Origin of the sequence: Methylopila jiangsuensis, assembly GCF_027922305.1 — a bacterium.
GTDB lineage: Bacteria > Pseudomonadota > Alphaproteobacteria > Rhizobiales > Methylopilaceae > Methylopila > Methylopila jiangsuensis.
This window is the reverse complement of record NZ_BSFK01000010.1, coordinates 370,918-396,385: the sequence shown is the minus strand read 5'-3', so window position 1 is coordinate 396,385 and position 25,468 is coordinate 370,918. Positions and strand designations below refer to the sequence as shown.

Annotated in this window: 24 protein-coding genes; 16 read left to right on the top strand and 8 right to left on the bottom strand. The window is 71.6% G+C overall.

Annotated elements, in window-relative coordinates:
- The first annotated feature begins 13 nt into the window (after positions 1 to 13).
- Together PKE85_RS11585 and PKE85_RS11580 are read left to right on the top strand one after the other, a co-directional pair.
- Complete coding sequence (locus PKE85_RS11585) at positions 14 to 484, top strand: response regulator (RefSeq protein ID WP_271204890.1); 471 nt, start codon at positions 14 to 16, stop codon at positions 482 to 484.
- Between the two features lie 80 nt (positions 485 to 564).
- Positions 565 to 813: a hypothetical protein gene (locus PKE85_RS11580; RefSeq protein ID WP_271204889.1), complete on the top strand. Its 249-nt coding sequence runs from the start codon at positions 565 to 567 to the stop codon at positions 811 to 813.
- 108 nt (positions 814 to 921) lie between these two features.
- Here PKE85_RS11580 and PKE85_RS11575 read toward each other — a convergent pair whose 3' ends face one another.
- Positions 922 to 1,857 carry a DMT family transporter gene (locus PKE85_RS11575; protein ID WP_271204888.1) on the bottom strand — a complete coding sequence of 312 codons (936 nt, stop codon included), beginning with the start codon at positions 1,855 to 1,857 and terminating at the stop codon, positions 922 to 924.
- A 173-nt stretch (positions 1,858 to 2,030) separates the two neighbouring features.
- Positions 2,031 to 2,501, bottom strand: coding sequence for a MarR family winged helix-turn-helix transcriptional regulator (locus tag PKE85_RS11570; RefSeq protein ID WP_271204887.1), 471 nt, complete (start codon positions 2,499 to 2,501; stop codon positions 2,031 to 2,033).
- Between the two features lie 140 nt (positions 2,502 to 2,641).
- On the opposite strand from PKE85_RS11570, the gene PKE85_RS11565 reads away from it, so the two are divergent.
- The 3 genes from PKE85_RS11565 (at position 2,642) to PKE85_RS11555 (ending at position 4,392) form a co-directional block, all read left to right on the top strand.
- Positions 2,642 to 3,295 (top strand): pyroglutamyl-peptidase I family protein, encoded by a 654-nt coding sequence (locus PKE85_RS11565; protein ID WP_271204886.1) that lies wholly within the window; start codon positions 2,642 to 2,644, stop codon positions 3,293 to 3,295.
- Positions 3,292 to 4,104, top strand: coding sequence for a creatininase family protein (locus PKE85_RS11560; RefSeq protein WP_271204885.1), 813 nt, complete (start codon positions 3,292 to 3,294; stop codon positions 4,102 to 4,104). The genes PKE85_RS11565 and PKE85_RS11560 overlap by 4 nt, the downstream gene beginning before the upstream one ends.
- Before the next feature lie 78 nt (positions 4,105 to 4,182).
- On the top strand, positions 4,183 to 4,392 hold the full coding sequence (locus PKE85_RS11555) for a hypothetical protein (protein WP_271204884.1): 210 nt from the start codon (positions 4,183 to 4,185) through the stop codon (positions 4,390 to 4,392).
- Positions 4,393 to 4,774: 382 nt separating this feature from the next.
- Here PKE85_RS11555 and PKE85_RS11550 read toward each other — a convergent pair whose 3' ends face one another.
- The gene (locus PKE85_RS11550; RefSeq protein WP_271205004.1) at positions 4,775 to 6,763 is read right to left on the bottom strand and encodes an acyl CoA:acetate/3-ketoacid CoA transferase; all 1,989 of its coding nucleotides are present in this window, start codon (positions 6,761 to 6,763) and stop codon (positions 4,775 to 4,777) included.
- Positions 6,764 to 7,392: 629 nt separating this feature from the next.
- On the opposite strand from PKE85_RS11550, the gene PKE85_RS11545 reads away from it, so the two are divergent.
- Positions 7,393 to 8,511 carry an ELM1/GtrOC1 family putative glycosyltransferase gene (locus PKE85_RS11545; protein WP_271204883.1) on the top strand — a complete coding sequence of 373 codons (1,119 nt, stop codon included), beginning with the start codon at positions 7,393 to 7,395 and terminating at the stop codon, positions 8,509 to 8,511.
- On the opposite strand, the gene PKE85_RS11540 is transcribed toward PKE85_RS11545, so the two are convergent.
- Both PKE85_RS11540 and PKE85_RS11535 read right to left on the bottom strand, forming a co-directional pair.
- Positions 8,508 to 9,680 carry a hypothetical protein gene (locus tag PKE85_RS11540; RefSeq protein WP_271204882.1) on the bottom strand — a complete coding sequence of 391 codons (1,173 nt, stop codon included), beginning with the start codon at positions 9,678 to 9,680 and terminating at the stop codon, positions 8,508 to 8,510. The genes PKE85_RS11545 and PKE85_RS11540 overlap by 4 nt on opposite strands.
- A complete protein-coding gene (locus tag PKE85_RS11535) occupies positions 9,677 to 10,828 on the bottom strand; it encodes a glycosyltransferase (protein WP_271204881.1) in 1,152 nt (383 codons plus the stop codon). The genes PKE85_RS11540 and PKE85_RS11535 overlap by 4 nt, the downstream gene beginning before the upstream one ends.
- Positions 10,829 to 10,869: 41 nt before the next feature.
- On the opposite strand from PKE85_RS11535, the gene PKE85_RS11530 reads away from it, so the two are divergent.
- The 5 genes from PKE85_RS11530 (at position 10,870) to spt (ending at position 17,707) form a co-directional block, all read left to right on the top strand.
- Positions 10,870 to 12,117 carry a glycosyltransferase gene (locus PKE85_RS11530; protein ID WP_271204880.1) on the top strand — a complete coding sequence of 416 codons (1,248 nt, stop codon included), beginning with the start codon at positions 10,870 to 10,872 and terminating at the stop codon, positions 12,115 to 12,117.
- 12 nt (positions 12,118 to 12,129) lie between these two features.
- Positions 12,130 to 13,938 carry an ABC transporter ATP-binding protein gene (locus PKE85_RS11525; RefSeq protein ID WP_271204879.1) on the top strand — a complete coding sequence of 603 codons (1,809 nt, stop codon included), beginning with the start codon at positions 12,130 to 12,132 and terminating at the stop codon, positions 13,936 to 13,938.
- A gap of 93 nt (positions 13,939 to 14,031) precedes the next feature.
- Positions 14,032 to 15,723 (top strand): fatty acyl-AMP ligase, encoded by a 1,692-nt coding sequence (locus PKE85_RS11520; RefSeq protein ID WP_271204878.1) that lies wholly within the window; start codon positions 14,032 to 14,034, stop codon positions 15,721 to 15,723.
- Between the two features lie 414 nt (positions 15,724 to 16,137).
- The gene (locus tag PKE85_RS11515; protein ID WP_271204877.1) at positions 16,138 to 16,389 is read left to right on the top strand and encodes an acyl carrier protein; all 252 of its coding nucleotides are present in this window, start codon (positions 16,138 to 16,140) and stop codon (positions 16,387 to 16,389) included.
- Between the two features lies 1 nt (position 16,390).
- Positions 16,391 to 17,707 carry a serine palmitoyltransferase gene (spt, locus tag PKE85_RS11510; RefSeq protein ID WP_271204876.1) on the top strand — a complete coding sequence of 439 codons (1,317 nt, stop codon included), beginning with the start codon at positions 16,391 to 16,393 and terminating at the stop codon, positions 17,705 to 17,707.
- Here the strand turns inward: spt and PKE85_RS11505 are convergent.
- From PKE85_RS11505 to PKE85_RS11495, 3 genes are read right to left on the bottom strand one after another with little or no spacing between them, the layout of a single operon-like run.
- Complete coding sequence (locus tag PKE85_RS11505) at positions 17,625 to 18,611, bottom strand: hypothetical protein (protein WP_271204875.1); 987 nt, start codon at positions 18,609 to 18,611, stop codon at positions 17,625 to 17,627. The two genes, spt and PKE85_RS11505, sit on opposite strands and share 83 nt — an antisense overlap.
- On the bottom strand, positions 18,608 to 19,540 hold the full coding sequence (locus PKE85_RS11500; protein ID WP_271204874.1) for a diacylglycerol kinase family protein: 933 nt from the start codon (positions 19,538 to 19,540) through the stop codon (positions 18,608 to 18,610). The genes PKE85_RS11505 and PKE85_RS11500 overlap by 4 nt, the downstream gene beginning before the upstream one ends.
- 7 nt (positions 19,541 to 19,547) lie before the next feature.
- The gene (locus PKE85_RS11495; protein WP_271204873.1) at positions 19,548 to 20,696 is read right to left on the bottom strand and encodes a CDP-alcohol phosphatidyltransferase family protein; all 1,149 of its coding nucleotides are present in this window, start codon (positions 20,694 to 20,696) and stop codon (positions 19,548 to 19,550) included.
- A gap of 109 nt (positions 20,697 to 20,805) precedes the next feature.
- Between PKE85_RS11495 and PKE85_RS11490 the strand changes: the two genes are divergently transcribed.
- From PKE85_RS11490 to PKE85_RS11470, 5 genes are read left to right on the top strand one after another with little or no spacing between them, the layout of a single operon-like run.
- The gene (locus PKE85_RS11490; protein WP_271204872.1) at positions 20,806 to 21,243 is read left to right on the top strand and encodes an HIT family protein; all 438 of its coding nucleotides are present in this window, start codon (positions 20,806 to 20,808) and stop codon (positions 21,241 to 21,243) included.
- Complete coding sequence (locus PKE85_RS11485; RefSeq protein ID WP_271204871.1) at positions 21,240 to 22,478, top strand: LptF/LptG family permease; 1,239 nt, start codon at positions 21,240 to 21,242, stop codon at positions 22,476 to 22,478. Before PKE85_RS11490 ends, PKE85_RS11485 begins: the two co-directional genes overlap by 4 nt.
- A 10-nt stretch (positions 22,479 to 22,488) precedes the next feature.
- Positions 22,489 to 23,610, top strand: coding sequence for an LptF/LptG family permease (locus PKE85_RS11480; RefSeq protein ID WP_271204870.1), 1,122 nt, complete (start codon positions 22,489 to 22,491; stop codon positions 23,608 to 23,610).
- Positions 23,607 to 24,728: a dATP pyrophosphohydrolase gene (locus PKE85_RS11475; protein ID WP_271204869.1), complete on the top strand. Its 1,122-nt coding sequence runs from the start codon at positions 23,607 to 23,609 to the stop codon at positions 24,726 to 24,728. Before PKE85_RS11480 ends, PKE85_RS11475 begins: the two co-directional genes overlap by 4 nt.
- Positions 24,725 to 25,465: a nucleotidyltransferase family protein gene (locus PKE85_RS11470; RefSeq protein WP_271204868.1), complete on the top strand. Its 741-nt coding sequence runs from the start codon at positions 24,725 to 24,727 to the stop codon at positions 25,463 to 25,465. Before PKE85_RS11475 ends, PKE85_RS11470 begins: the two co-directional genes overlap by 4 nt.
- The last annotated feature ends 3 nt before the right edge of the window (positions 25,466 to 25,468 follow it).

Here is a 25,468-nt window from a genome sequence, read left to right as displayed (position 1 = left end):
GGCCACGCTTGCGATGCGCGTTCTGATCGTCGAGGACGACATGGTGATCGCCGGCACGCTCGGGCCGGTGGTGACCCGCGCGGGGCACGAACTCGTGGGACTGGCCGCCGATCAGGTCAGCGCCGTGGCGCTGCTGCAGGCCACCAGGGTCGACCTCGCCTTCGTGGACGTGCATCTGCTCGACGGCTGGACAGGCGTCGAGGTGGTGCGCGCGGCCAACGCCGAAGGCGCCGCGGCCATCTTCACCACCGCCAACCGGGGCATGGTGCCGGCCAATTTCGCCGGCGCCTGCGGCCTGATCGACAAGCCCTACACCGACGTCCAGATCGAGGCCACGCTCGCCTATATGGCGGAGCGGCTGAACGGGGCGCCCGCCGAACCCGCGCCCAAGGGCTTCACGCCGTCGCCGTTCTGGCCGGAGCGCCCGAGGCCGCGCCCGACGCTGGCCGGCCACCTTCTCCGCCGGGGCCACCCGTCGCTCTGACGCCCACGCGCGGGTGATTCGCCAGCGCCGCCGTTCCGTGCCACGTTTCTCTCCGTCCCCCGGCTCAGGATGCGGCGCGGATGCAGCGGATATCAGGCCTTATCGGCGGCTACGGGCTGGCGTTTCTGCTGGCGCTGGCGTTCTGCGCGCTCGGACTCGTGCTGATCAAGCTCGCGCCGTCGTTCCACCCGCTCGCCGTCTTCGGCGTGCTGGTGGGCGTCTACACCGTTCTGGCGCTGTCGCTGCTGGATGACGACGAGCCGACCGCGCCGAAGGCCCGGGACGAGCTCCCGCCGCGGACCGGACGCCGACGGCGCGCGGCGTCGTGAGACGGGCGGAGCCGTCGGCCTGCATGCAGGCTCGCCGTCACGCCCGCCTTACGGCGGGCATGACGGACGAAGACCATTCGTTTCGCTGGCGGCGTCGCACGCCCGCGCTCACGGCGCGGGCGCTGCGGCCGGGACCTTGCGCGCCACCCGCTCCCGCGTGATCAGGTAGAGCCCCGAGCCGATCACGATGCCGGCGCCGGACAGGGTCCACAGGCCGGGCACGTCGCCGAACACCAGATAGCCCATGGCGATCATGCCCACGAGCTGGGCGTAGATGAACGGCGCGAGGATCGCCGCCGGCGCCAGCCGGTAGGCCGCGATCAGCAGGCCGTGCCCCACCGCGCCGAGAGCCCCGACGGCGGCGAGCATCAGCCAGTCCCCCGCCGACGGCCAGGTCCAGAAGAACGGGACCACCGGCGAGGTCGCCACCACGCCCACGAGCCCCGAGAAGAACAGCGTGGTGGTGGTGGGGTCATGCGCCGCCAGCACCCGCGTGGCGATCAGGTAGAGCGCGTAGGCGACGCAGCCGAGAAAGGCGACCAGCGCCGCCGGATGCAGCCCGCCGAAGCCGGGCCGCGTGACCACCAGCACCCCGAGAAAGCCCACCAGGATGGCCGCGAGCCGCTTCGGCCCCACCCATTCGCCCAGCATCGGCCCCGCCAGCACCGCCACCATCAGCGGCGTGGCGAAGGTGATGCTCATGGTCTCGTCGAGCTGCAGGTAAATCAGCGCGAAGAAGTTGCAGGCCGTCACCAGAATCAGCAGCAGAGCGCGGCCGATCTGCAGCCCCGGCCGCCGGCTGCGGATCAGCCCCGGCGTGTTCCACGGATTGACGAAGGGCAGCATCAGCAGGAAGTGGAACACATAGCGCGCCCACACGATCTGCATGACGTGCATATGGCCGTTCAGGATCTTGGCGGTGGAGTCCAAGCCGCAGAAGCAGGCCAGCGCCAGCAGCAGCAGGCCGACGCCTTTCAGGCGCTGGGCGCGGGCGGCGTCGGTCAGCGCGTCCAGATTGCCGCGGCGGAGCGAGCCCTCAGACATGGGAGCGCCGCCTCGGCGCAACCCGCGCTCCAGACGGGGCGGGAACGCGGGGAAGGATCACGGCGGCTCCTGACGGCTTGCGGGCGCGCGTTGCGCGAGACCTCCGCGCGTTTGGCGCCGAAGCGGGTCAAGAGCAAGGCGCGAGCCATGCGCCGGGCGCATGCGGCTCCCGCTCAGTCGTCGATCTCGTCCGGAGAGTCTTCGGCGTCGAGCCGGCCGCCGAGATTCTTGCCGAGCTTGCGCAGCAGCTTGCGCAGCCGCTTGCGGTCCTTGCCGTCGAGCCCGTCGGCGGCCTCGTCCTCCAGCGCGCTCCACACGCCGTCCACCGCCTCGGCGCGGCGGCGCCCCTCTTCGGTCAGCTCCACCTTCACCACCCGGCCGTCGCCGGGCGCCACGCGGCGCTCCACCAGCCCCTGCGCCGCGAGCCGCGCCACGGTCTTGGAGGCGGTGGGGGGACGCACCCGCAGCAGATCGGCCAGATCGCCCATGGTGCGGCCGCCCTCGGCGGCGAGCAGGGTCAGCACCTGCTCCTGCCCCGGAAACAGGCCGAGCTCGTTCAGGAGCTGGGCGTTGCGGGCGCGATGCAGCCGCGCCGCATGCACCAGCGCGTAGCCCACGGTCTTGGCGTAGGGATTCTTCGTCATCGCTGGCCTCCGGCGAACGCCGGCTAAACTCTATGGGTAAGAAACAGGCCGCCGTCGAGCCGAATTTCCTTCGCCCTTCGACGCATTTCCAGCGCCGGCTAAGGTTTCATGACATTTCCATGCGCGCTAGACTTGGGCCCATGACCCTTCTGATCACGGCGTTCGGCGATTTCGACGGCGGCTGGAACGCCTCCGACCGCCTTCTCACCCATCTTGAAGCCGACCGGGCCCGTCTGGAGCAGGCGTGGGGAGCGCCGGTCGCCTTCACGCGGCTGGCGGTCGACACCGAGGGCATCGGCCACGAGCTTGACCGCGCCCTTGACGCCATCCGGCCGACGCATCTGCTGCTTATGGGACAGGCGACCGCGCGCGACGCCCTGGCGCTGGAGCGCGTGGCCCGCAACGCCCGCGACCTGCGGGCGCCGGACGCCTGCGGCCGCATGGGCGCGCTCGGCCCCGTGGAGCCGGACGGTCCGCTTCTCCGGCGCGCCACCTGGCCGGGGCTCGGCGCGCTCGGCGCGGCGCTGTCGGCCGCGGGCCTTCCGGCGGAGACCTCCGACGACGCCGGCGGGCATCTCTGCAACCAGGCGCTCTATCTGGCGCTCGGACGCCCCGCCGCGCCGCTCGCCGCCTTCCTGCACCTGCCGCTGATGCGGGAGCAGGTGGCGGCCGGCCTGCCCTGCGCCCGCAGGCGGCCCGGGGCGGCGGGCATGCCCGTGACCGAGATGGCGCGTGCGGTCGGCCTCATTCTGCGCCATACCCGCGCCATGCCGTCCACAGGAGCGATCGCATGAGCCCGCCGCGCCGCCGCTGGGACGAGATGACCACCGACGACTTCGCCGGCGCCGATCTGGCGTCCTGGGTCGCGGTGCTGCCGGTGGCCGCCATTGAGCAGCACGGCCCCCATCTGCCGCTCGGGACCGACGCGATCATCGGCCAAGGCTGTCTCGACCGGGCGCTGGCGCTGACGCCCGAAGAGCTTCCCGTCACCGTGCTGCCCCTGCAGGCCGTCGGCGTCTCGCCGGAGCATGTCGCCTTTCCCGGCACGCTGACCCTGTCGCCGGAAACCGCGATCGCCGCCTGGACCGGAATCGGCCGCTCGGTCGCGCGCGCGGGCCTGCGCCGGCTGGTGGTGATCAACAGCCATGGCGGCAACGGCCCGGCCATGGACGCGGTGACAAGGGCGCTGCGAATCGAGTTCGGCATGCTGGCGGCCTTCACCAGCTGGCATCGGCTCGGCTATCCGGACGGCCTGTTCGCCGCGGACGAGCTGCGCCACGGCATCCATGGCGGCGAGATCGAAACCTCGCTGATGCTGGCGCTGGCGCCCGAACAGGTGCGCATGGACAGGGCGCAGGATTTCACGCCCGCGACACGCGCCATGGACCGGGACTTCGCCCAGCTCCGCGCCGCCGCGCCCGCGGGCTTCGGCTGGATGGCGCAGGACCTTCATCCCTCGGGCGCGATCGGGAACGCCGCCGCCGCCACCGCCGCCAAGGGCGAGGCGGCGCTGGCGCACGGCGCGCGCGCCTTCGCGGATCTGCTCGCCGACGTGGCGCGGTTCCCGCTCGAGCGGCTGCTCCCCGGACCATCGGGGGATTAAGCCGTCACGGCGCTCGACAAGCGGCGCCGGCCGTCCCACCATGGCGGCAACCCATCAAGAGCGGAGGGAGACCGCCGAATGCGCGACACGCGCCCCGAGGGCGTCCTGATCCAGGACCTGTCCGTCATCGAGACCACCGAATCCGACAACATTCTTCGCTGGGACGGCGCGCACGTCTATGTGGAGCACGACATCTACCACAACAGCCAGCTCGTCCACCGCAAGTACCGCCGCAAGGTCACGCCCGACGTCGCCCGCGCCCTGCTGAGCGTCATCGTGAAGGCCTGAGCGACCGTCCGGAGCGTGCCGGAGCGCGCAGTTCAGGTCGCGCAGAAGCCGGAATCTTCCCGCCGTAGACGCCCGATGACCAGGCCCGGGCATGACCAAGCGCCGGCCTGTCCGGGCCGGCTCCGAGCGCCTGAGGACCTGTTTGGGTATTGCCGCCGCATGCCCGGCGAAGCCGGGTGTCTACGACTTTTCGCCGGGCGAGATCTTGACCGTCCAAGTCGGGGACGCCCGAGGCAAGCGCGGGCATGACGGTTGGCGCAAAGGGCCGGACCGGCTCTGAGCGCCTGATCGCTCCGGAGCAGCGGCCTCCTCGGGCCTCGTTAAAACAAAACCCCGCCGGGCTCCTCGCCCGGCGGGGTTTCAGTTCCGTGACGGCGCGGAATCAGGCCGCGGCCGTCTCCTCTTCCTTCTGCTCGTCCTTGGCGCGGTTGGCGGCCTTGGCGGTCGCCTCCAGGAAGGCGTGCGCCTCTTCCTTGCGCTCGAACACATGCGGGGAGACGCCCCGGCGCTTCAGAGCCTCCTGCATCTTCATCCGCAGGAAGGCGTTGGTGGCGTAGCGCGTGGTGGTCGCGTAGTGATGCTCGAGCAGATACTCGATCATCTCCGCGTAATCGTCGTAGAGGCTGTCCGAGATCTTGAAGCCGTCGTGATTGACCACGGAGTTGACCCGCCGGCCGGCCGCGACGCAGGCGTCCACCAGCGCCTTGCGCAGGTCGGCGATGTCCTCCTTGGTGCGGCAGTGCCAGCCTTCCAGGTTGAGGAACAGCATGTTGCGCGAGGCGTCGTAGCTGATGCGCTCGCACAGCTTGAGGTTGAGCAGGTCGGACAGCAGGTCCATCGGCTCGTCGAGGAAGATGCGCGGGTCCATCATCTTCGGGCGCCGGATGATGGGTTTGAAGTCCATATGGGCGAGAATGTCCCGGTGGATGTCGACGCCCGGCGCGATCTCGGTGAGCTCAAGGCCCTCAGGCGTCAGCTCGAACACGCAGCGCTCGGTGACGTAGAGCACCGGCTGGCCGCGGGTCTGGGCGTAGGGGCCGGAGAAGGTGTTCTGCTCCACCTGTTTGATGAACTTGCGGGAGCGGCCCTCCTGCTTGATCACCACGCGGCCGTCCTCGATGGCCACGTCGAGCCCGCCCACCGTGAAGGTGCCGGCGAACACCACCGTGCGGGCGTTCTGGCTGATGTTGATGAAGCCGCCGCAGCCGTTCAGCTTGCCGCCGAACTTGGAGGTGTTGACGTTGCCGTGCTGGTCCGCCTCCGCCATGCCGAGGCAGGTCATGTCGAGCCCGCCGCCGTCGTAGAAGTCGAACATCTGGTTCTGGTCGATGACGCAGTCGGCGTTGGTGGCCGCGCCGAAGCTCGATCCGCTCGCCAGCACGCCGCCCACCGCGCCGGCCTCGGTGGTCAGGGTGATGTAGGGGGTGACGCGCTCCTCGTTCGCCACCGCCGAGATGCCCTCCGGCGCGCCGACGCCGAGGTTGACCACGCCGTTCGGCGGCAGCTCGAACGAGGCGCGGCGGGCGATGACCTTGCGGGCGTCGAGCGGCATCTTGGCCATGTTGCCGACCGGCACGCGGATCTGGCCGGCGAGCGCGGGGTTGTGCATGACGCCGTAGTTCATGCGGTGCTGCTCGGGCTCCGCGAGCACGACGCAGTCCACCAGGATGCCCGGCACGCGCACGTCCTTCGGCAGCAGGAAGCCGTCGTCGACGATGCGCTCCACCTGGGCGATGACGATGCCGCCGTTGTTGCGGGCCGCCATGGCCTGGGCCAGCACGTCCAGCGTCAGCGCCTCCTTCTCCATGGAGATGTTGCCATGGGGGTCGGCGCTGGTGCCGCGGATCAGAGCCACGTCGATCTTGGTGGCCTTGTAGAACAGCCACTCCTCGCCGGCCACGTCGACGACGTCGACGATGTCCTGCTGGGTGACCTCGTTCACGCGGCCGCCGCCCTGGCGCGGGTCCACATAGGTGTGCAGGCCGACCTTGGAGAACAGGCCCGGCTGGCCGGCGGCGGCGGCGCGGTACAGCTGGGAGATCACGCCCTGCGGCAGGTTGTAGCCCTGGATCCTGTTGTCGCGCGCGGCCTCCGCCACCTTGGGCATGCGCCCGAAATTGGCGGCGATGACGCGGCCAAGCAGGCCGTCGTGGTGCAGGCGGCCGGTGCCGAGGCCCTTCGAATCGCCCGCGCCGGCGGTCATGATCAGCGTCAGGTTCTTCGGCTGCTGCGTCTCCACGAAGCGCTTCTCGATCGCCGCGTGCAGCGCCTCGGGAATGCAGCTCTGGACGAAGCCGGTGGTGGTGACCACGTCGTTGTCCCGAATCAGGGCGATCGCCTGATCGGCGGTGATCACCTTGTTCTTCTTCATCTGGGCCAAACCGCGTCCCTCCCGCATTTGTCTTGCGTCGCCGCCGCGCGGGCCGAAAAGGCGCGCCGCAGCTTTCTCTAACGTTTCGAAGAAGAACGGTAAATCGCAGCCAAAGGCGTCGCAATGCAGCAAATGTCGCAGTTTTAGGCGAAAACAGCCAAGAGAAGCCTTCTGGCATACTGGATACCTCAACATTCTTTGGCCTGGCTGAACTGCCCCATTCAGGTTTTCTTCTATGACGCCGCACATTTCCTTAAGCTGCAGCGCACACAGGCGGCTTGGATTTCGCTGGAATTCAGCCCCGATGCGCTGCGCCTCAGCGCGTGCGCCGGCGCAAAGGCGCGTTTGCACCGCAGCATTCCCACCTAGACCTTTGGCGGAGAACCACCGGGTTGACGCTTGTCGCCGAACAGGCGCCGCCTGCGACGTTCCGGCGCACCTTCGCCTCGACGCGGCGAGGAGCGCCGCATCCCTTGCGGTCGCAGGCGCCGGTTCGTACTGCTGTCCGCCGTCCGGCGACCGAGCGCCGGAGACGCAGCGGAGCCGCCGTCGCATGGGCGTTGTGGTCGCCTTTTATGGAGAAGCGGCGGGTCGCGCGGGGGTGCGGCGGGGACAGAGCGCCGCCTTCCATGATTTACAGACGTGCGCGCCGCCGGCCCCGCGCCACGGACCATGCGGGCGCGACCGCCGTGGCTGAGCCGCCGCGGGCATGGGCGCTGCTCGGCCGCCGCGCCGGCGACAACCGGCAGGTGCTGACCCTCGCCGAGGCGATGGGCCTGACGTTCGAGGCCAAGCCGCTGCGCTTCAATCCCGGACGGGCGCTGCCGACGCTGCTCCAGCGCGGGTCGTTGCACACGCTGACGCTCGATTCGCGCGCCCTGATCGCGCCGCCCTGGCCGGACGTGGTGATCGCGTCCGGCAAGCGCACGGCGCCGGTCGCGCTCTGGATCCGCATGGCCTCGGGGCGGCGGACGAAACTCGTCCATGTGGGCCGGCCCTGGGCGCCGCTGTCCTGGTTCGACCTCGTCGTCACCACCGCGCAGTACGGCCTGCCCGACCGCCCCAACGTGATCCGCAACGCGCTGCCGCTGGCGCATCCGCCGGCGGCGGCCGGCGCCATCCCGCCGGACCTCGCCGCTTTGCCCGCCCCGCGGCTCGCTCTTTTGGCCGGCGGATCGAGCCGTCCGCTGATCCTCGACGCCGCCGCCGCCCGCCGCTTCGTGGAAGCGGGACTGGCGCGGGCGGAGGCGAGCGGCGGCGCGCTGCTGGTGGCCACCTCGCCGCGCACCGGCGCCGGCGCCGTGCGCGCCATCCGGGAGACGCTCGGGAGGGCGCAGGTTCCCCACCGGCTGTCGGTGTTCGGCGAAGGCGACAACGCCTATCGCGGCTTCCTGGCCGCCGCCGACGCCTTCCTCGTGACGGAGGACAGCGCCGCCATGGCCGCGGAGGCGGCGATGACCGGACGGCCGGTGGCGATCCACCCCCTGCCCCGCCGGCCGGACGCCTGGATGCGGATCGTGCTGGGCTGTCGCGCCGCCATGGGCGTGACCCCGTGGACGCGACGCCTGTTCGACGCGCTGGTGGCGTGGGGGGCCGTGACCTCGATCCGCGACATCGGCGCCTTCGCCGGCGTCATGGCGCGGGAGGGCCTGCTCGACGGCGGCCCCGCCGCCCGCGACCGGGGCGCGCAGGAGCTCGCCGCCGCCGCCGCCGCGGTGCGGAGGCTCGCGGACGCCGCCCGGACTTAAGCCGCCGACAGCGCCTTGAGCCCGTCCGCCACGCTGACGGTTCCGGCCGGCGCCTGCAGGAACGGCGCGAGCCGCTCGACGAAGGCGGGATCGGCGCGGAACTCCACCGCAGCGTCGAAATCCACCGCGTCCAGCGGCCGGGGATCGTCGCGCACGAAACCGCGGGCGACGAGGGCGTTGGCGTCCCGTCCCGCATAGTCGAGGCGCTCGCTGTAGAGCTGCGGAATCCCGGCGAGCGCGATCTCCACGCCCGAACCCGAATTGCCGATCACCACCACGTCCACATCCTCCAGAAACCGCTCCAGCGGGACGGTCGGCGCCGCATAGGCGGCGCTGCGGTAGTTGGGATGGACGCGCACATGGACGCTGGCGCAGCGGGGATGGCGCAGCAGCGCCTGCTCGGCGTCGCGGATCAGGTGGTCGTCGGTGTGAGCGTTCATCACCAGCCCCACACGGTAGCGCTCCCGCCGAGGGCGCGGCGCGGCCGCGCTGGCGCTTCCCTCCCGCCACAGGCAGCGGAGCCGCGCCGCGTAAGGGTCGGAGGCCTGCCCCGCCTCGAAGCAGAACAGCGTGTCGATGGGGAACGGCGGCACGCGACGACGGCCCGGCGCCATCACGAAATAACCGAGCCTCCGCCCGGCTTGAAGCGCGGACAGCGTCGCCGCCACCCGCCGGGGCTCCATGTCGTCGTTGACCACGAGCGCGTCGACGCCGCCCTCCGCGAACAGCCGGTCGTAGACCTTGCGCCAGCGGGCGGTCTTCACCGTGACATAGGCGGCGACGGCGCGCTCGTCGGCCGGGCGACCGGCGGACCGGCGGCGGATCGTCTTCGCCAGCGCCCGCGCCTCGACGAAGGAGGGGAACGGCGCGCGCCAACGGCGAAGCGCCCAGGGCGCGCGGGCCACGTGGGCGTCGAGGAAGCGGCGCGCCATGCCGCTGGAATGGTCTAGCACCGCAAGGCGGCCACGGGTTTCGAGCTTCGGCGCCGCCACCGCATGGCGCGCAAGCTCCGCCCAGACGAACAGCGCGCCGAACAGATCGAACCCGCGGGCCACCCGCGCCACCCGACCGCGAACCTTGCGCTTGGACGGCGCGGGATCGCGATGGCTCGCCACGATCTTGGCGAACAGGAAGGCGAAGGCCTCGTCCTCCAGCGGCCCGCCGGTCACGAGCCCCGCGCCTCCAGCCCGTCGAACAGCGCCAGATAGGTCCGCACCGCCGCCTCGGTGGTGAACAGCCCGGCGCGGGCCTTCAGCCGCTCGCGGTCCGCAGGCTCGGCGAGAGCGGCGGTCATGGCGGCGGCCAGCGCCTCGGCGTCGCCGACCGGGACCAGACGGCCGAACCGGCCGCCGTCGAGGATCTCCATGGGACCGCTGGGGCAATCGGTGCTGACGATGGGCGTGCCGCAGCCGAGCGCCTCGATCAGCACCCCCGGCAGGCCCTCCCAGCGGGAGCTCAGCACGAACAGGTCGGCGCGGGCGATGTAGGGCACCGCGTCGGGGACCCTGCCCGGCAGGTCCACGACCTCGCCAAGGCCAAGCCCTTCCGCGAAACGCTTCAGCTCGGGGCGCGCGTCCGGGGTCTTGCCCTCGCCGAGAATGACCAGCCGCGCTTCGGGCCGGGCCTCCCGCATCTTGGCGAAAGCCGCGAGCAGGGTCTCGAAATCCTTCTGCGGGCCGATGCGCCCCGCCCCCAGCAGCAGCGGGCGGCCGGGGACGCCGAACCAGGGATGCTCCACCGGCGCGCGGGCGGCGTCGTGGAAGCGTTCTTCGATGACGGGGTTGTAGACCGTCCGAACCTTGTGGCGCGGCAGGCCCAGTCCGACGAGATCCGCGGCCACGCCCTCCGACACGGCGACGATCGCCTCGGCCTGAGGGTAGTCGCGCCGGATCGCCGCCACCAGTTCGGGGCGTTTCGCGATCGAGGCGGACGCGTTGTTGCGCTGGCTCACCACCACCGGCAGCGTCGCCTTCGCGATCTCGCGCGCGGCGAGCGCGGCCAGATTGGCGTAATTGTCGGCGGCGAGCAGCACGTCCGGCCGCTCGTTGGCGAGATAGCGCGCCAGCGGCCGGCGCACGGTCTGGAACTGCCACCGCCGTTTGGACCGGAGCCCGGGCGCCCAGGTGAGCAGGCCGGCGAGCTCGATCACCCTGACGCGGGGATCCACCTTGTCGCGCATCTCCCCGCCGGCGTTCAGGACCACGAGGTCGACGCGCCGTCCGGCGGCCGCCAGCCCGTTGGCGAGCGTGACGTTGCGCCGGGGCACGCCGCCGCCGGACACGCTGTACATGAAGATGGCGATGTGGTGTCTGGGCATCCGCTCCGAACCCGAACCGCAAGCCCGACCGACGCCCGCGCATGACGGCTGTAGAATCCCGACCGTCCGTCGCGCAAGCGCCTGCGCGGCTCGCGCTGTTCATCCGCTCGCTGAAAGGCAACGGCGCCGAACGCTCCATGGCCAATCTGGCCGCGGCGCTGAGCGAGCGCGGCCACGCCGTCGATCTGGTGCTGGCGCGCGCCTCCGGGCCGTTCCTGAAGCAGCTCCCGCCCGGCGTGCGGGTGATGGACCTCAACGTCCGCACCCCGCTCGGCGCCTGGGCCACGGCCTGGCGGCGCCCCGCGACGTTCCGGGCGCTCCTGCCCGCGCTGCTCGATCCCCGCGCGCCGGTGACGCTCGGCGCCATTCCAGGGCTTGCGGACTACCTTCGGAGGGAACGCCCCGCGGCGCTGCTTTCGGCGCTGGACTACGGCAACATCGCAGCGGTTGCGGCGGAAAGCCTCGCCCGAAGCGGCGCCCGGATCGTGCTGTCCCAGCGCAACCACTTCTCGTCCGACGCGGAAGCCGCCGAGGATTCCCGCGTGGCGCGCGCGCTTCCGCTGATCCGGACGTTCTACCCCCGCGCCGACGCGGTGGTCGCCGTCTCCCACGGCGTCGCCGACGACATCGCCCGCGTGGCCGGGCTGCCCCCGGAGCGGGTGCGGACGATCTACAACGCCGTGGTGGGACCGGACTTCGCGCAGGCCGCCGAAGCCCCGCTCGACCATCCGTGGTTCGCGGACGGCGCGCCGCCGGTGATCCTCGGCGTCGGCAAGCTGAAGCCGCAGAAGGATTTCCCCACCCTGCTGCGCGCCTTCGCGCGGCTCCGGGCTCACACGCCCGCGCGCCTCGTCATCCTCGGCGAGGGCCCGGACCGGGCGGCGCTGGAGCGGCTCGCGGGCGACCTCGGGATCGCGGCCGACGTGGCCTTCCCCGGCTTTCAGGACAACCCGTTCCGCTTCATGGCGCGGGCGGACCTGTTCGTGCTGTCCTCGACCTTCGAAGGCCTGCCCGGCGTGCTGGTGCAGGCGCTCGCCTGCGGCTGCCCGGTGGTCGCCACCGACTGCCCGAGCGGGCCGCGGGAGATTCTCGAAGACGGCCGCCACGGTCCGCTGGTCCCGGTCGGAGACGTGGACGCGCTGGCGGAGGCGATGGCGCGCCGGCTCGCCGCCCCGCGGGATTCGGACGGGCTGAAACGGCGCGGCGCGTTCTTCTCCTGGGACGCCGCGGCGGACGCCTATCTCGACGTCCTGCTCGGCCCGCGTCCCGCCGCGCCCCGGCGGGCTTGAGACGGCGAGCGATTGCGGCTACGCCTCGCGGCCGTGCCGTCCACCTTGCGAGCCCCCGCCACCGTGTCGAACTCCAGCGGCCAGACGCCTGCGGTCGCCCCCGACGCGGCCCGGCCCTTCGCCTCCGCGCTCCGCCTCGCGCGCCTCATTCCGCTCCGCCGCACGCTGCTGACGCTGGTCTGCCTCGTGCTGGCGGGCGTCGCCGAAGGCGTCAGCCTCGTGAGCCTGCTGCCGCTGATCACGCTCGCGGGCAGCGGCTCGGGCGATGGCGGCGGGGCCGGCAAGCTGATGGCCTGGCTGTCGTCCCACGGGCTGGAGCCCAGCATCGGGCTGTTCGCCGGCGCGCTGGTGACGGGCGTGGCGCTGAAGGCGGCGCTGACGCTGGTCGCCATGCGGCATGTGGGCCGCGCCATCGCCGACGTCACCATCGCCGTGCGGCTGCAGCTGATCGAGGCGGTGCTGAACGCGCGCTGGGGCTATTACGTGCGCCAGCCGGTCGGCCGCTTCAGCAACGCCATCGGCGGCGAAGCCTCCCAGGCCGGCGAGGCCTACAACCAGACCGCCCAGTTCGTGGCCGATCTGGTGCAGATCGCCACCTATCTGGTGGTGGTGTTCTTCTTCTCGTGGAAGGTGGGGCTGCTGTCGATCGGCGTCGGGCTGCTGATGTCGCTGACGCTGAACCGCTTCGTCTCCATCGCCAAGCGCACCGCGCGGCGGCAGACGCGGCACGTGCGCAGCATGACCGCCGCGCTCACCGACCTGCTGGTCGGCATCAAGCCCATGAAGGCCATGGGCCGGCAGGCGCGGTTCCAGTCGCTGTTCGAGCGCGACGCCCAGGCCATCCGCAAGGCCCAGCGCAAGCAGGCCTTCGCCCGCCACGCCAACAAGGCGCTGCAGGAGCCGATCCTCGCGGTCTGCCTCGCGGTCGGCGTCTATGTGGCGCTGGAGGTGTGGCGCATGCCGCCCGGCGAGGTGCTGGTGATGACCATCCTGCTCGCGCGCACCGTCATCGCCATCGGAAAAGCCCAACAGGGCCTGCAGCAGGTGCGCATCGCGGAAGCCGGCTGGCATTCGGTGAGCGAAACCATCGCGCTCGCGCAGGCGGCGCGTGAGCACGAGCATGGCGGCGCGGCCCCGACCTTCGAGCGCGGCGCCGAGCTCAGCGGCGTCACCTTCGCCTATGAGGACTCGGGCGCGGTCATCCGCGACGTCAGCTTCGCGGTGCCCAAGGGCCGGATCACCACGCTGACCGGCAGCTCCGGCGCGGGCAAGACCACCACCGTGGACATCCTGCTCGGCCTGAACGAGCCCTCGTCCGGCGAGGTGCTGGTGGACGGCGCGCCCCTCGCGCGGCTCGATCTGGGCGCCTGGCGGCGCATGACCGGCTACGTGCCGCAGGAGCTGACGCTGTTCCACGACACGCTGCTCGCCAACGTCACGCTCGGCCAGCCGGAGTTCGACCGCGCCGACGTGGAGCGGGCGCTGGAGGCGGCCGGCGCCGCGCCCTTCGTGCGCGACCTGCCCGAAGGGCTCGACACGGTGGTCGGCGAGCGCGGCGCCCGGCTCTCCGGCGGCCAGCGCCAGCGCATCGCCATCGCCCGCGCGCTGGTGCACCGGCCGAAGCTGCTGATCCTCGACGAGGCCACCACCGCGCTCGATCCCGAAACCGAGGCCAACATCGTGCGCAACGTGGTGGCGCTGGCCCGCTCCACCGGGCTCACCGTGCTCGCCATCTCGCACCAGCCCGCCTGGGCGGAGGCCGCCGACCATGTGGTCCATCTGGCGCACGGCGGGGTGGCGCGGATCGACAGCCGGGCTTAAAGGACAGGGCTGACCCCGCCCGCCGGACGCCGCTCCCCCGCCGCCCCGGACGGATGCGCCCTTGAATCCTTCGCCCGGACGCCCCCGCCGCCGATGACCGATCCTTACGTTTCCGCCCGCCCCGCCGCCCCCGCGACGATTCTCGACGCGCTCGATCGGGCGGCGGACGGCGATCGCGGCTTCGACTTCCACTCCGCCCGCGGGGCGCTGCTGGAGAGCCTTCCTTACGCGCGGCTGCGCGACGACGCCCGCGCGCTGGCGCGCCGGCTGCTGGCGGCGGGCCTTGCGCCCGGCGACCGGGTGGCGCTGATCGCCGAGACCGAGGCCGATTTCGTCCGGCTGTTCTTCGCCTGCGGCTACGCCCGGCTGATCCCGGCGCCCATGCCGCTGCCCATGGCCTTCGGCGGGCGCGAGGCCTACCTCGCCCACATCCGCCGCATGATCGAGCGCGCCGACGCGGCGGCCGCCTTCGCGCCGGCGCCGCTGAAGGCGTGGCTCGAGGAGGCCGCCGCCGGCCTGCCGCTGCGGTTCGTCGGCGCGCTCGCCGATCTGCCCGAAGACGCCGCGGAGGGCGACCTGCCCCGGCCTGCGCCGGAGGACCTCGCCTATCTGCAGTTCTCGTCCGGCAGCACCCAGTTCCCCAAGGGCATCATGGTGACGCACGCGGCGCTGATGGCGAACGCCGAGGCCATCAGCCGCCACGGGCTGAAGACCACGCCCGCCGACCGCTGCGTCTCCTGGCTGCCGTTCTACCACGACATGGGGCTGGTCGGCTTCCTGCTCACGCCGGTGGTGGCCGGCCTGTCGGTGGATTACCTCGCCACCCGCGACTTCGCCCGCCGGCCGCTGATGTGGCTGGAGCTGATCGCCCGCAACCGCGCCACCATCTCCTACAGCCCGAGCTTCGGCTTCGAGCTCTGCGCCCAGCGCGCCGCGACGCTCGACCTGAAGGACCTCGACCTGTCGTCCTGGCGCACGGCCGGCATCGGCGGCGACATGATCCGCCCGCACATCCTGCGCCGCTTCGTGGAGCGCTTCGCCCCCCACGGCTTCGACGCCGGCGCGCTGACGCCGAGCTACGGCATGGCCGAGGCGACGCTGGCGCTGTCCTTCGCGCCGCTGGGCGAAGGCCTGCGCACCGAGACGCTCGATCTGGACGCGCTGGAGAACGAGGGCGCGGCGCGCCCGGCCGGGGACGAGGCCCGCGCCCGCGAGTTCGTGCTGTGCGGCCCCGCCCTGCCCGGCCACGCCATCGAGGCCCGCGACGCCGCGGGCGCGGTGGTCCCGGCGGGCGCGGTCGGGCGCATCTTCGCCCGCGGTCCGAGCCTGATGACCGCCTATTTCCGCGATCCGGACGCGACCGCAGAGGCCGTCGCCGACGGCTGGCTCGACACCGGCGACCTCGGCTACGTGGCCGACGGCCAGATCGTGATCACCGGCCGCGCCAAGGACCTGATCCTGGTCAACGGCCGCAACCTCTGGCCGCAGGATCTGGAATGGGCCGCGGAGCGGGAGATTCCCGGCCTGCGCTCCGGCGACGTGGCCGCCTTCTCCGTGGACGGCGCGGAGGGCGAGGAGGTGGCGGCGCTGGTGCAGTGCCGGTCCTCCGACCCGGAGACGCGGTCGAAACTGGCGGACGACGTGGCCGGACTGCTGCGCCAGCGCTTCGGCGTGCCGGTGGTCGTGCGGCTCGTGGGCGCCCACGCGCTGCCCGTCACATCCTCCGGCAAGCTCAGCCGCAGCCGGGCGCGGGAGCTCTACCGCGCCATGGCCGCGCAGGCCTGAGGGGAACACTTTCCGCAACGTTTCATTTCAGCCCGGCGCCTTTCGCCGCCGCCACGCTCTTGGGCGACCGGCGCCTCGGCGGAATGCGGCGCCGCATGGAGGCTTTGTTAACCACCCTCGGCTTTGCTGGAATTTCAGTCGTTTTCACGCCCTCGCGCCACGGGCCGTCTGTCGGAGACCGATCAAGCAAGCCCACAAAACAGGCGCCGCGGCTTCCCGGACATTTGCGCAACAGTGCTTTGCAAACACGCACGCAGGCCGATCCGGGGCCGGAAACATGGTTGACGACACCCACAAGTCGTTGATTAACATCACTTTTTTCGGGTGATGACCGAAACTTTACAGAATGGCGACAAGCTCATATTTTGCGCCTGCTCAAGTATCGTAAGTCGGAGCGCCCGCCAGGACGGGAAGATGAGTGAAGCAAAAGACCAGTTGATCGCGGACATATCTGAAGCACTGGAGACCGTGATCAATCGTAAGGTCGAACTTCGGACGGATATGAACATCGTGAACGACCTTGGACTCGATTCCATTGCAGTCATGAATTTCTGCATGGCGCTCGAGGACAAGTTCGACATCTCGATCCCGCTGCATGACATGGCCAGCGTCGTGACCGTCGACGATCTCGCGAAGACGATCGAAACGCTGCGGAGTAATGCGTGATATGTCGATTCTCGAAAAGTTCGCGGCGCTCAACAACCGCTATGATCATCTGAAGCAGGTCGGCGCCGATCCGTTCGCCGTGAAGTTCGATGACATCATCTCCTGCGTCGAAGGCGTGGTGAACGGCAAGAAGACCCTGCTGTTCGGCACCAACAATTACCTCGGGCTCACGTTCGACGACGAGGCCAAGGCCGAGTCGATCGAGGCGATCCGCCGCCACGGCACCGGCACCACCGGCTCGCGCATCGCCAACGGCAGCTACAAGGGCCATCAGGAGCTGGAGCGCGCGCTGGCCGACTTCTACGGCCACACCCACTGCATGGTGTTCTCCACCGGCTATCAGGCCAATCTCGGCATGATCTCGACGCTGGTGGGCAAGGACGATCACCTGTTCCTGGACGCCGACAGCCACGCCTCGATCTATGACGGCTCGCGCCTCGGCCACGCGCCGGTGGTGCGCTTCCGCCACAACAATCCGGACGACCTCGCCAAGCGCCTGCGCCGCATGGGCGACCAGCCGGGCGACAAGCTGATCGTGGTCGAGGGCATCTACTCCATGCTCGGCGACACCGCGCCGCTGAAGGAGTTCGTGGACGTCAAGCGCGAGTACGGCGCCTATCTCATGGTCGACGAGGCGCACTCCATGGGCGTGCTCGGCGAGCATGGCCGCGGCCTCGCCGAGCGCGAGGGCGTGGAGGACGACGTCGACTTCGTGGTCGGCACCTTCTCCAAGAGCCTCGCCAGCGTGGGCGGCTTCTGCGTCTCGAGCCTCGAGGGCTTCGAGATCCTGCGCCTCGCCTCGCGGCCCTACATGTTCACCGCGTCGCTGCCGCCGGCGATCATCTCGTCCACGCTGTCGGCCCTGCGCACCCTGCGCGCCGAGCCCCAGCGCCGCACGAAGCTGACCGCCAACAGCCGCCGCTTCTACACAGGCCTGCGCGCCGCCGGCTTCCATGTGGGGCCGGAGTGCTCGCCGATCGTGGCGGTGATGGTGGAGCAGCCGGAAGTGGCGGTGATGTTCTGGAAGCGGCTGCTGGAGGAGGGCATGTACCTCAACCTGGCGCTTCCGCCCGCGACGCCCAATTCGTCGGCCTTCATGCGCTCCAGCGTCAGCGCCGCGCACACCGACGAGCAGATCGACTTCGCCGTGGCGCTGATGACCCGCGTCGGCCGCGAGCTCGGCCTGCTGCCGGAAGAGAACAACGTCTGCGCCTTCCCCGGGCCGACCGCCGTCTTCAGCGGAGAACGCCTCGGCGCCACAGCCGCCACAGCACGGGCGCTGCCGCAAGGAGCGGGAGCCGCCGCTGGAATGGCGTGACCTCGATCTTGTGGCCCGAGTGCCGCTCGATCTTCCAGGCGATGTAATCCGCGCCGCCTGAGAACGTGAACGCCGCCTTCGCGAGCCGCGCCAGATTGAGCGGCTTCGCCAGGCGGCGTCGCTTTTTCCACGCTCTTTCCGCCCGCATCCGCTCGTCCGGCCCAACCGCGGGCGCGAGCGCGCCCTCGCCGTCGCGCGTGAAGGGAAGGCCGTCCGCGGTCCAGGCCAGCTCCAGAAGCCGCGCGAAGCGCTCCGGGGCGCGGGCCACGATGTCGGACGGGCGCGACGCGCTCTCCACCCGAAGCTCCGAGGCGTAGGTGCGGCGGAACAGGGCGGTCCAGAACGCCTCCGCCGGGCCGCTCTCAGGCCCAAGCCGCGCCGCCCACCACGCCGCCGAACGCACGGCGACCGCCACCGCCTGAGCGATGCCGTCCCTTGCCGCGTCGTCGCGGGCGAAGGCCAGCGCCGCGGGCTGGCAGAACCGGGTCCAGATGGTGGTGTCGCGGCTCCGCCAGCGGGCGTGGCGGCGGAACTGCGCCAGCGTCATGATGGCGATCTTGGCCCGGAGCCGGCCGCCGTCAGGCGTCGCGTGCTCGGCGTATTCCACGTTCGGCGGCAGGATCGCGGCGCCGGCGCGGGCGAGGCGGCCCGCGTCCCAGCCCGCCAGATCGTCCAGCAGCACATAGAAATCGAGCAGGCCGTCGGTCTCGCCGGTGCGCAGCGCCGAGCCGTAGAACAGCACGCCCGCCGCGCCGCCCTTCGCCCGCGCGCCGAGCGCGGCGGCGAAGGCCCGCACCGCGTCCGGCTGGGGCGCGGCCAGCTCCCGCGCCACCGCGTCCCGAAGCGCGGTCTCCGCCGGCGCGCTCATGGCGGGATCAAGGCTCATGGCGCGAGGCAGGCTCATGGCGCGAGAAAGGTCAGCGGCGCGCCGGCCTGGATCGCGATCCGCCCGTCCGCGCCGGCGGAGAAGCTGTCGCCGTCGATGATGAAGGGCGCGCGCAGCGCCACGTCGATCCGGTTGGCCCGCCCGCTGCGGTAGCCGTTGGCGCGCATCCAGTCGGTCGCCCGGCCGCGCGCCGCGGGCAGCAGCGCCGAGGCCAGCCGGTGGGGCGGCGCGGAGACGTCGGTCCAGGCGATGGCGCCCTCCCCCTCGCCCCAGAACGGCCACAGCCCCAGCATGAAGCGCCGCAGGCTGGTGGCGAGGAAGAAGAACCGGTCGTCGTCGGAGGCCTCCGCGCCGTCGGCCGCGACCGCCGCCGCCACGCCCTGGCGCCAGCCGGCGCCTTCCCGGCCGGTCAGCAGCTCCCGCGCCGCCTCCGCCACGCCGAAGGCGACCCCGAGGCGCTGGGCGAAGCCCCTGGAATGCACCCGGCTGTCCACCATGCGGGTGGCGCGCTCGAAGGCGCCGAAGCCCAGGACGAAGCCCTGCACCGCCCGGCCGTCGAACCGGGCCGCGATCGGCCGGCGCTCGCTGCGCTTCAGCGGGACGCCGGAGGCCAGCGCCCCGGCGAGCCGCTCCAGCGCGTCCGGCCCGTGGCCGCATCCGCCCACATCGGCGGCGGCAGCGTTGGTCTTGCCGAAAGGCGCCAGCGCGAGCGCCGGCGGGCTTGCGCCGTAAGCCGAGGGCAGCGCGCTCATCACCTCCCGCAGGGTGCCGTCGCCGCCCACCACCGCGAGCGTGTCCACGCCCGCCGCCTTGAGCCGCGCCAGCGCAGGCGCGTAGCCGTTGAGATCGCCCGGCGCCTCGAAGGGAACGCCCGCGGGCCGGCGGGGCGCTCCGCCCTTGGCCGCGCGCCAGCTCCGGCCGTTGGCGATGACCCCGAGCCGGCTCATGCGGCCCTCACGCGGCGTCGAGCCACGAGGTGATCGGCCCGCGCCGGCGCGCCGCCAGCGCCTGAACGATCTGGGCCAGATGCACGACGAAGCAGATCACGATCCAGACCACCACGATCTGCATGCCGAGGTCCGGCCGGCCGATCAGCGCGAACGGCGTCAGGATCAGCAGGTTCGGGTTGCGGCGGGCGGTGATCAGCCGGAAGAAGCTGTCGAACGGGCGCCAGACGTGCATGTGCATGCCGAAGGCCCATGAGAAGATCCCTTCCTCCACCCGCTGCAGGATGTAGCCCGCGAAGATGATGAACACCATCAGCCCCGCATGCTCCACCGGCAGGCCGGCGGCGGGCAGGCCCACGATCCAGGCCCACCACCAGAACGGCGGATGCACCAGATCGATGCCGTGATCCATCACGTCGCCCACCTTGCTGGAGGTGAGCGTGACGCGGGCGAGCTTGCCGTCCACGGTGTCGAGGAAGGTCATGATCCAGGCGGCGACGAGGCCGGACAGGTAATGCCCGTTCCAGAACGCCCAGAAGGCGACGAACACCAGCGCGAGGCCGACCAGCGTCACCGCGTTCGGGGTGATGCGGCGCTCGGCGCACCATTTGGTGACGATCTGGGCCGGCTTCGGCCAGACGTATTTGGTCACGAGATCGGTGACGCCCTTGTAGGAGCCGGCGAAGCTGCGGTTCTCCACCTCCGCCACCGTCCCCGGGTTCAGCGGGATCACATAGGCGACCTCGCGCTTGCGCAGCTTGAAGTTGTAGGAGCCGCCGAGCCCTTCCGAATCGAGCGCCTCGACGCCCGCAGGCAGCGCCGCGGCGTCGCCCGCGAGCAGCGCCGCCGCCGTGGCCTCCGCCTGCGCGCCCGTCACATGGGCCGCGACCGGCGCGCCCTCGGCCAGCAGCGCCGCGCCGGGGCGGATGGCGAGCGCGTCCACCAGCCGCTGCTCATAGGCGTGGTCCACCTTCAGCAGCAGCACCTGCGCGTCGGGGGCGAGGCCGTCGAGCGCGGAGCGCACGTCGGTCGCGCCGGCGCGGCCGAGCTGGCGCGTCAGCCGCTCCTGCGCGCTCATGCCCCAGATCCGCACCTCGGAGCGCCCCAGCAGCACCGCGATGCGCGCCGCCGCCGGGCCGCCATCCTTGGTCGTCATAACGCCGTCCATGTCATGCTCGTTTATTGAAGCTGTCGTTTAGCGGCGAAACGCCTATCCTGCCAGCCGCTTCGCCCCCACCGTCCGCAAGCCTGATCCGCGCCCGCCCATGCCCAACGCCACCATGACGAAATTCGGCTACCCGGAAACGCTCGTCCGGGAGACCGACCACTGGTCCGTGCAGGTGCGGCCGAAGCAGCCGGGCTTCGGTTCGCTGGTCCTCGTCGCGAAGGAGGAGGCGAACGCCTTCGGCGCCCTGAGCCCCGAGGCCTTCGCGGATCTCGGCCGCATCGTCGCCGGGCTGGAGCCGGCGCTGAAGCGGCTGACGTCCTACGACAAGATCAACTACCTGATGCTGATGATGGTGGACCCGGACGTGCACTTTCACGTCATTCCCCGGCACGAGGCGCCGCGCGCCTTCGCCGGCCTCGCCTTCGCCGACGCCGGCTGGCCCGGACCGCCGGCGCTGGGCGACGGGCCGGAGCTGGACGCGGGCGCCATCGCCGCGCTGAAGGCGGAGATCGCCAAGCTGTGGCCCGTGGCGTGAGGACCGGGACTCAGGCGGCCGGCGTGCGCTTCGGCGTGCTGGAGCGCTACGTGCTCGGCCTGACGCTGAAGCCGATGGCGATCGCGCTCGGCGTGGTGCTGCTCGGCCTGCTGCTGGAGCGGATCCTCCGGCTGGTGGACGTGCTGGCGGTGGCCGGCGCGCCGGTGATTCTGGTGTTCGCGCTCTCCGCCAATCTGGTGCCGCACTATCTCGGCTTCGCCGTGCCCGCCGCCTTCGCGCTCGGCGTGTTCTCGGCCTTCTCGCGCATGTCGCAGGGGGCGGAGCTGGAATCCATGCTCGCCTCCGGGGTCTCGGTCTGGCGGCTGACCCGGCCGCTGGTGGCGCTCGGAGCCCTGCTCGGGCTCGGCACCATCGCCGTCACCGGCTACATCGACCCCCACAGCCGCTACGCCTACCGCGAGATCCTGAACTCCTCGGTGGCCTACGCCTGGCGGGCGCACGCGCCGGCGGAGGCGTTCATTTCGGTGCGCGACGGGCTCACCGTCACCGCGGACGCGGTGGACGCCACCGGGCGCAGGCTCACCGGCGTGTTCATCGAAGACCGCGCCGGCGCGCGCGAGACGCTGACCACCGCCGCCGCCGGCACGCTGGAGCTGACGCCGGACGGAAAGCGCCTGCAGCTCCGCCTGCACAGTGGCGTGGTGCTGCGCGACACCCAGCCCGGCGGCCGGCCGAGTTCGCTGCGCTTCACCGATCTGGTGTTCGACAAGACCTTCGCGCTGGAGGCCCCGCCGTTCCGCCCCCGCGGCGGCAACGAGCGCGAGCTCACGCTCAGCGAATTGTGGAGCGAGATGGGCGATCCCGCCTCCGCGACGCCCGACCGCAAGCTGTCGTCCGAGTTCCACGCCCGGCTGGCGCGTGCGGCGGCGCTCGTGTTCCTGCCGTTCCTGATCGTGCCGCTGTCCATGACCATGCGCCGCCAGAGCCGGGTGGCGAACATGGCGGTGGCGGCGCTGTCGGTGCTGGCGTTCCAGAACGTGCTGCAGCTCGGCGAGACGCTGGCGCACAAGGGGGCCGGCCCTGCGCCGCTGCTGTGCTGGGGCCCGCTCGTCCTGCTGGCGGGCCTGTCGGCGCTGCTCTACGCCACCAGCACCGACCGCCCCGGCGACACCGTCATCTCCCGCGCCATGGACGGTCTCAGCGCGGCCGGCGCCCGTCTCGTCCGACCGTTCGCGCGGCTGTTCCGCCGCCGCCGACCGCTTCCCGCCGGCTGATCCCGTTCCCATGCGTCTGCTCCGATACTTCAGCGCCAAATTCTTCACGCTCGCGGTGACGGCGACGCTGATTCTCGCCGCCATCGCCGAAGTGCTCGACCTGGTGGACAACGCCGGCGACATCCTCGACCGGGGCGACGGTCTGGCGGGGCTCGGGCAGTATCTCGCCCTGCGCACGCCGACGCTGATCGCCCATGCCCTGCCGCTGGGCGCGCTCGCCGGCGCGGTGATGACGCTTGGCATGCTGGCCCGCAACAGCGAGATCGTGGCGGCCCGCGCCTCCGGCCGCAGCACCTGGGACCTCTATGTGCTGATGTTCCCGGGCGCCTTCGTGCTCGGGATCCTGCATTGCGTGCTGCTGGACGCGGTGCTGCCGAAGACCGAGCAGCGGCTCGCGGTGTGGTGGGCGGAAGGCCCCGCGCCCAAGATCGACGCGGACAAGCCGGCCTGGCTGCGGCTCGGCCCGGACGTGATCTCCTTCGACGCCCTCGCCGACCGGGGCCGGCGGCTGACCAACCTTCAGGTCTACGAGCGCAACGCCGACAAGGTGGCGACCGGCCGCCTGACCGCGCGGGAGGCGCGCTACGAGAACCGTCGCTGGACGCTCGCCGGCGCGACCCATGTGTCGTGGCTGAAGGAGAGCTTCAACGTCCGCACGCCCGCCGACGGCGTGTGGGAGACCCGGTTCCGCCCCTCCGACGCGGTGGCGTCGCTCACGCCGGGCGGGATGGTCTCGTCGGCGGCGGCGCAGGCCACGCTGCAGGGCGAGCGCGTGTCCAACGCGCCGGCGAGCTTCTACGAGACGCTGATTCTCAGGGTCTACGCCGCGCCGCTCTCGGCCGCCATCATGCTGCTGCTCGCCATGCCCGCCGCCTTCATCAACTGGCGCGACGCCCGCTCGGCGCGCTACGGCTTCCTCGGGCTCGGCCTCGGTCTCGCCTTTCTTCTGTCGGACGGACTGCTCACCACGCTCGGCGGCACGGGCGTCATCCCTCCCGCCGTCGGATCGTGGACCTCCATCATCGTCTTCGCCGCCCTGGGCGGCGCCATGATCTCGCGCATGGAGCGCGGCATGACCCGGCCCCGCGCCCGACGCGCCACCCCCGCCCTCTCCCCGGAGCCTCATCGATGAGCGCCATCGAGATCCTGCCGGTCGCGAACGCGCGCGACCTCGACCGCTTCATCACCCTGCCGGACCGCCTCGCCGCCCACGACCCGAACCACATTCCGAAGCTGATCCTCGAACGCCGCCAGGCGCTGTCGCCGAAGCACAACCCGCTGTTCCAGTCCATGGAGGCGCAGTTCTTCCTGGCGCTGCGCGACGGCGTTCCGGTGGGGCGCATCAGCGCCCAGGCCGACAAGCGGCATCCGGAGACCGGCCATTTCGGCCTGATCGCCGCCGAGAACGACGCCGCCGTGTTCGCGGCCCTGTTCCGCGCCGCGGAGACCTGGCTGAAGGCGCGCGGCCGCGCCGAGGCGCTCGGGCCGTTCAACCTGAACATCAACGAGGAGAGCGGCCTGCTGGTGGACGGCTTCGACACGCCGCCCATGCTGATGATGCCGCACGATCCGCCTTACGCCGGGCAGCGGATCGAGGAGCAGGGCTACGTCAAGGCCATGGACCTCTACGCCTATCTCTACCGCATGGAGACGCCGTTCCCGAAGGCCGTGCAGCGCATCATCGACCGCCCCCTGCCCGAGGGCGTGGTGGTGCGGCCCCTTGATTGGAAGCGCTACGACGAGGAGCTGCGCACGATCATCGACATCTTCAACGACGCCTGGTCGGAGAACTGGGGCTTCACGCCGCTGAACGCCGCGGAGCTCGACCATCTGGCGAAGTCCATCAAGCCGCTGCTGGACGAGCGGCTGGTGTGGATCGTGGAGGTGTCGGGCCGGCCCGCGGCCTTCGGCGTCGGCCTGCCGAACCTGAACGAGATGATCGCCGACTTCGGCGGCAGGCTGCTGCCGTTCAACTGGGCCAAGCTCATATGGCGGCTGAAGCGCGGCCGCTACGCCAGCGGCCGGGTGGCGCTGATGGGCGTGCGGCGGGAGTACGCCCGCGCCTTCCTCGGCCGCGCCATGCCGTTCTACATCTTCGACAAGTTCCGGCAGGAGGGCGTGCGCCGGGGCATCGACCGGGTGGAGCTGTCCTGGGTGCTGGAGAGCAACCTGCCCATGCGCCACATGGGCGAGGCGCTGTGCGGCGGCGCCTACAAGACCCAGCGGCTCTACCGCAAGGCGCTGGCGTGAGCCGCGCCGCGCTGGTGCTGGCGGGCGTCCGCCCCGGCCGCGACCCGCTGGCGGAGTTCGCCGGCGTCACCCACAAGGCGCTGATCCCCATCGGCGGCGTCACCATGCTGGAGCGCGTGGTGGCGGCGCTCAGGGAAAGCGGCCGCATCGACCGCATCGTCGTCTCCATCGACCGGCCGGAGCTGGCGACGCTGGAGGGCGTCGAGGTGCTGCGCTCCGCGACCTCGCTCAGCGCCAGCGTGGCGGAGGCGTTCGAGGCGACCGGCGCGCCGCTGCTGGTGACCACCGCCGACCATGCCCTGCTGGAGCCGGCGTGGGTGCGCCATTTCCTCGACCACCTGCCGGACACGGACGTGGCGGCGGGGCTGGCGCGCTCCGACCGGGTGCAAGCCGCCGCGCCGGAGACGAAGCGCACCTATCTCCGCTTCGCCGACGGGGCCTTTTCCGGCTGCAACCTGTTTTATCTCAGGGACATGCGCGCCATGGCGGCGGTCAGGCTCTGGCGCGAGGTGGAGGCGGAGCGCAAGAAACCGTGGAAGCTGCTGCGGCGGCTGGGCCTCGGCGCCATCCTCGCCCATCTCACCGGCCGGCTGACGCTGGCCCGCGCCGCCGCCCGGGTGGGCGCGCTCGCCGGCTGCACCGCCGGGGTGGTGGAGATGCCCTTCGGCCGCGCGGCGATCGACGTGGATAAGCCGGACGACCTCATCCTGGTCCGCCGGCTGATCGAACAGGGCTGACGT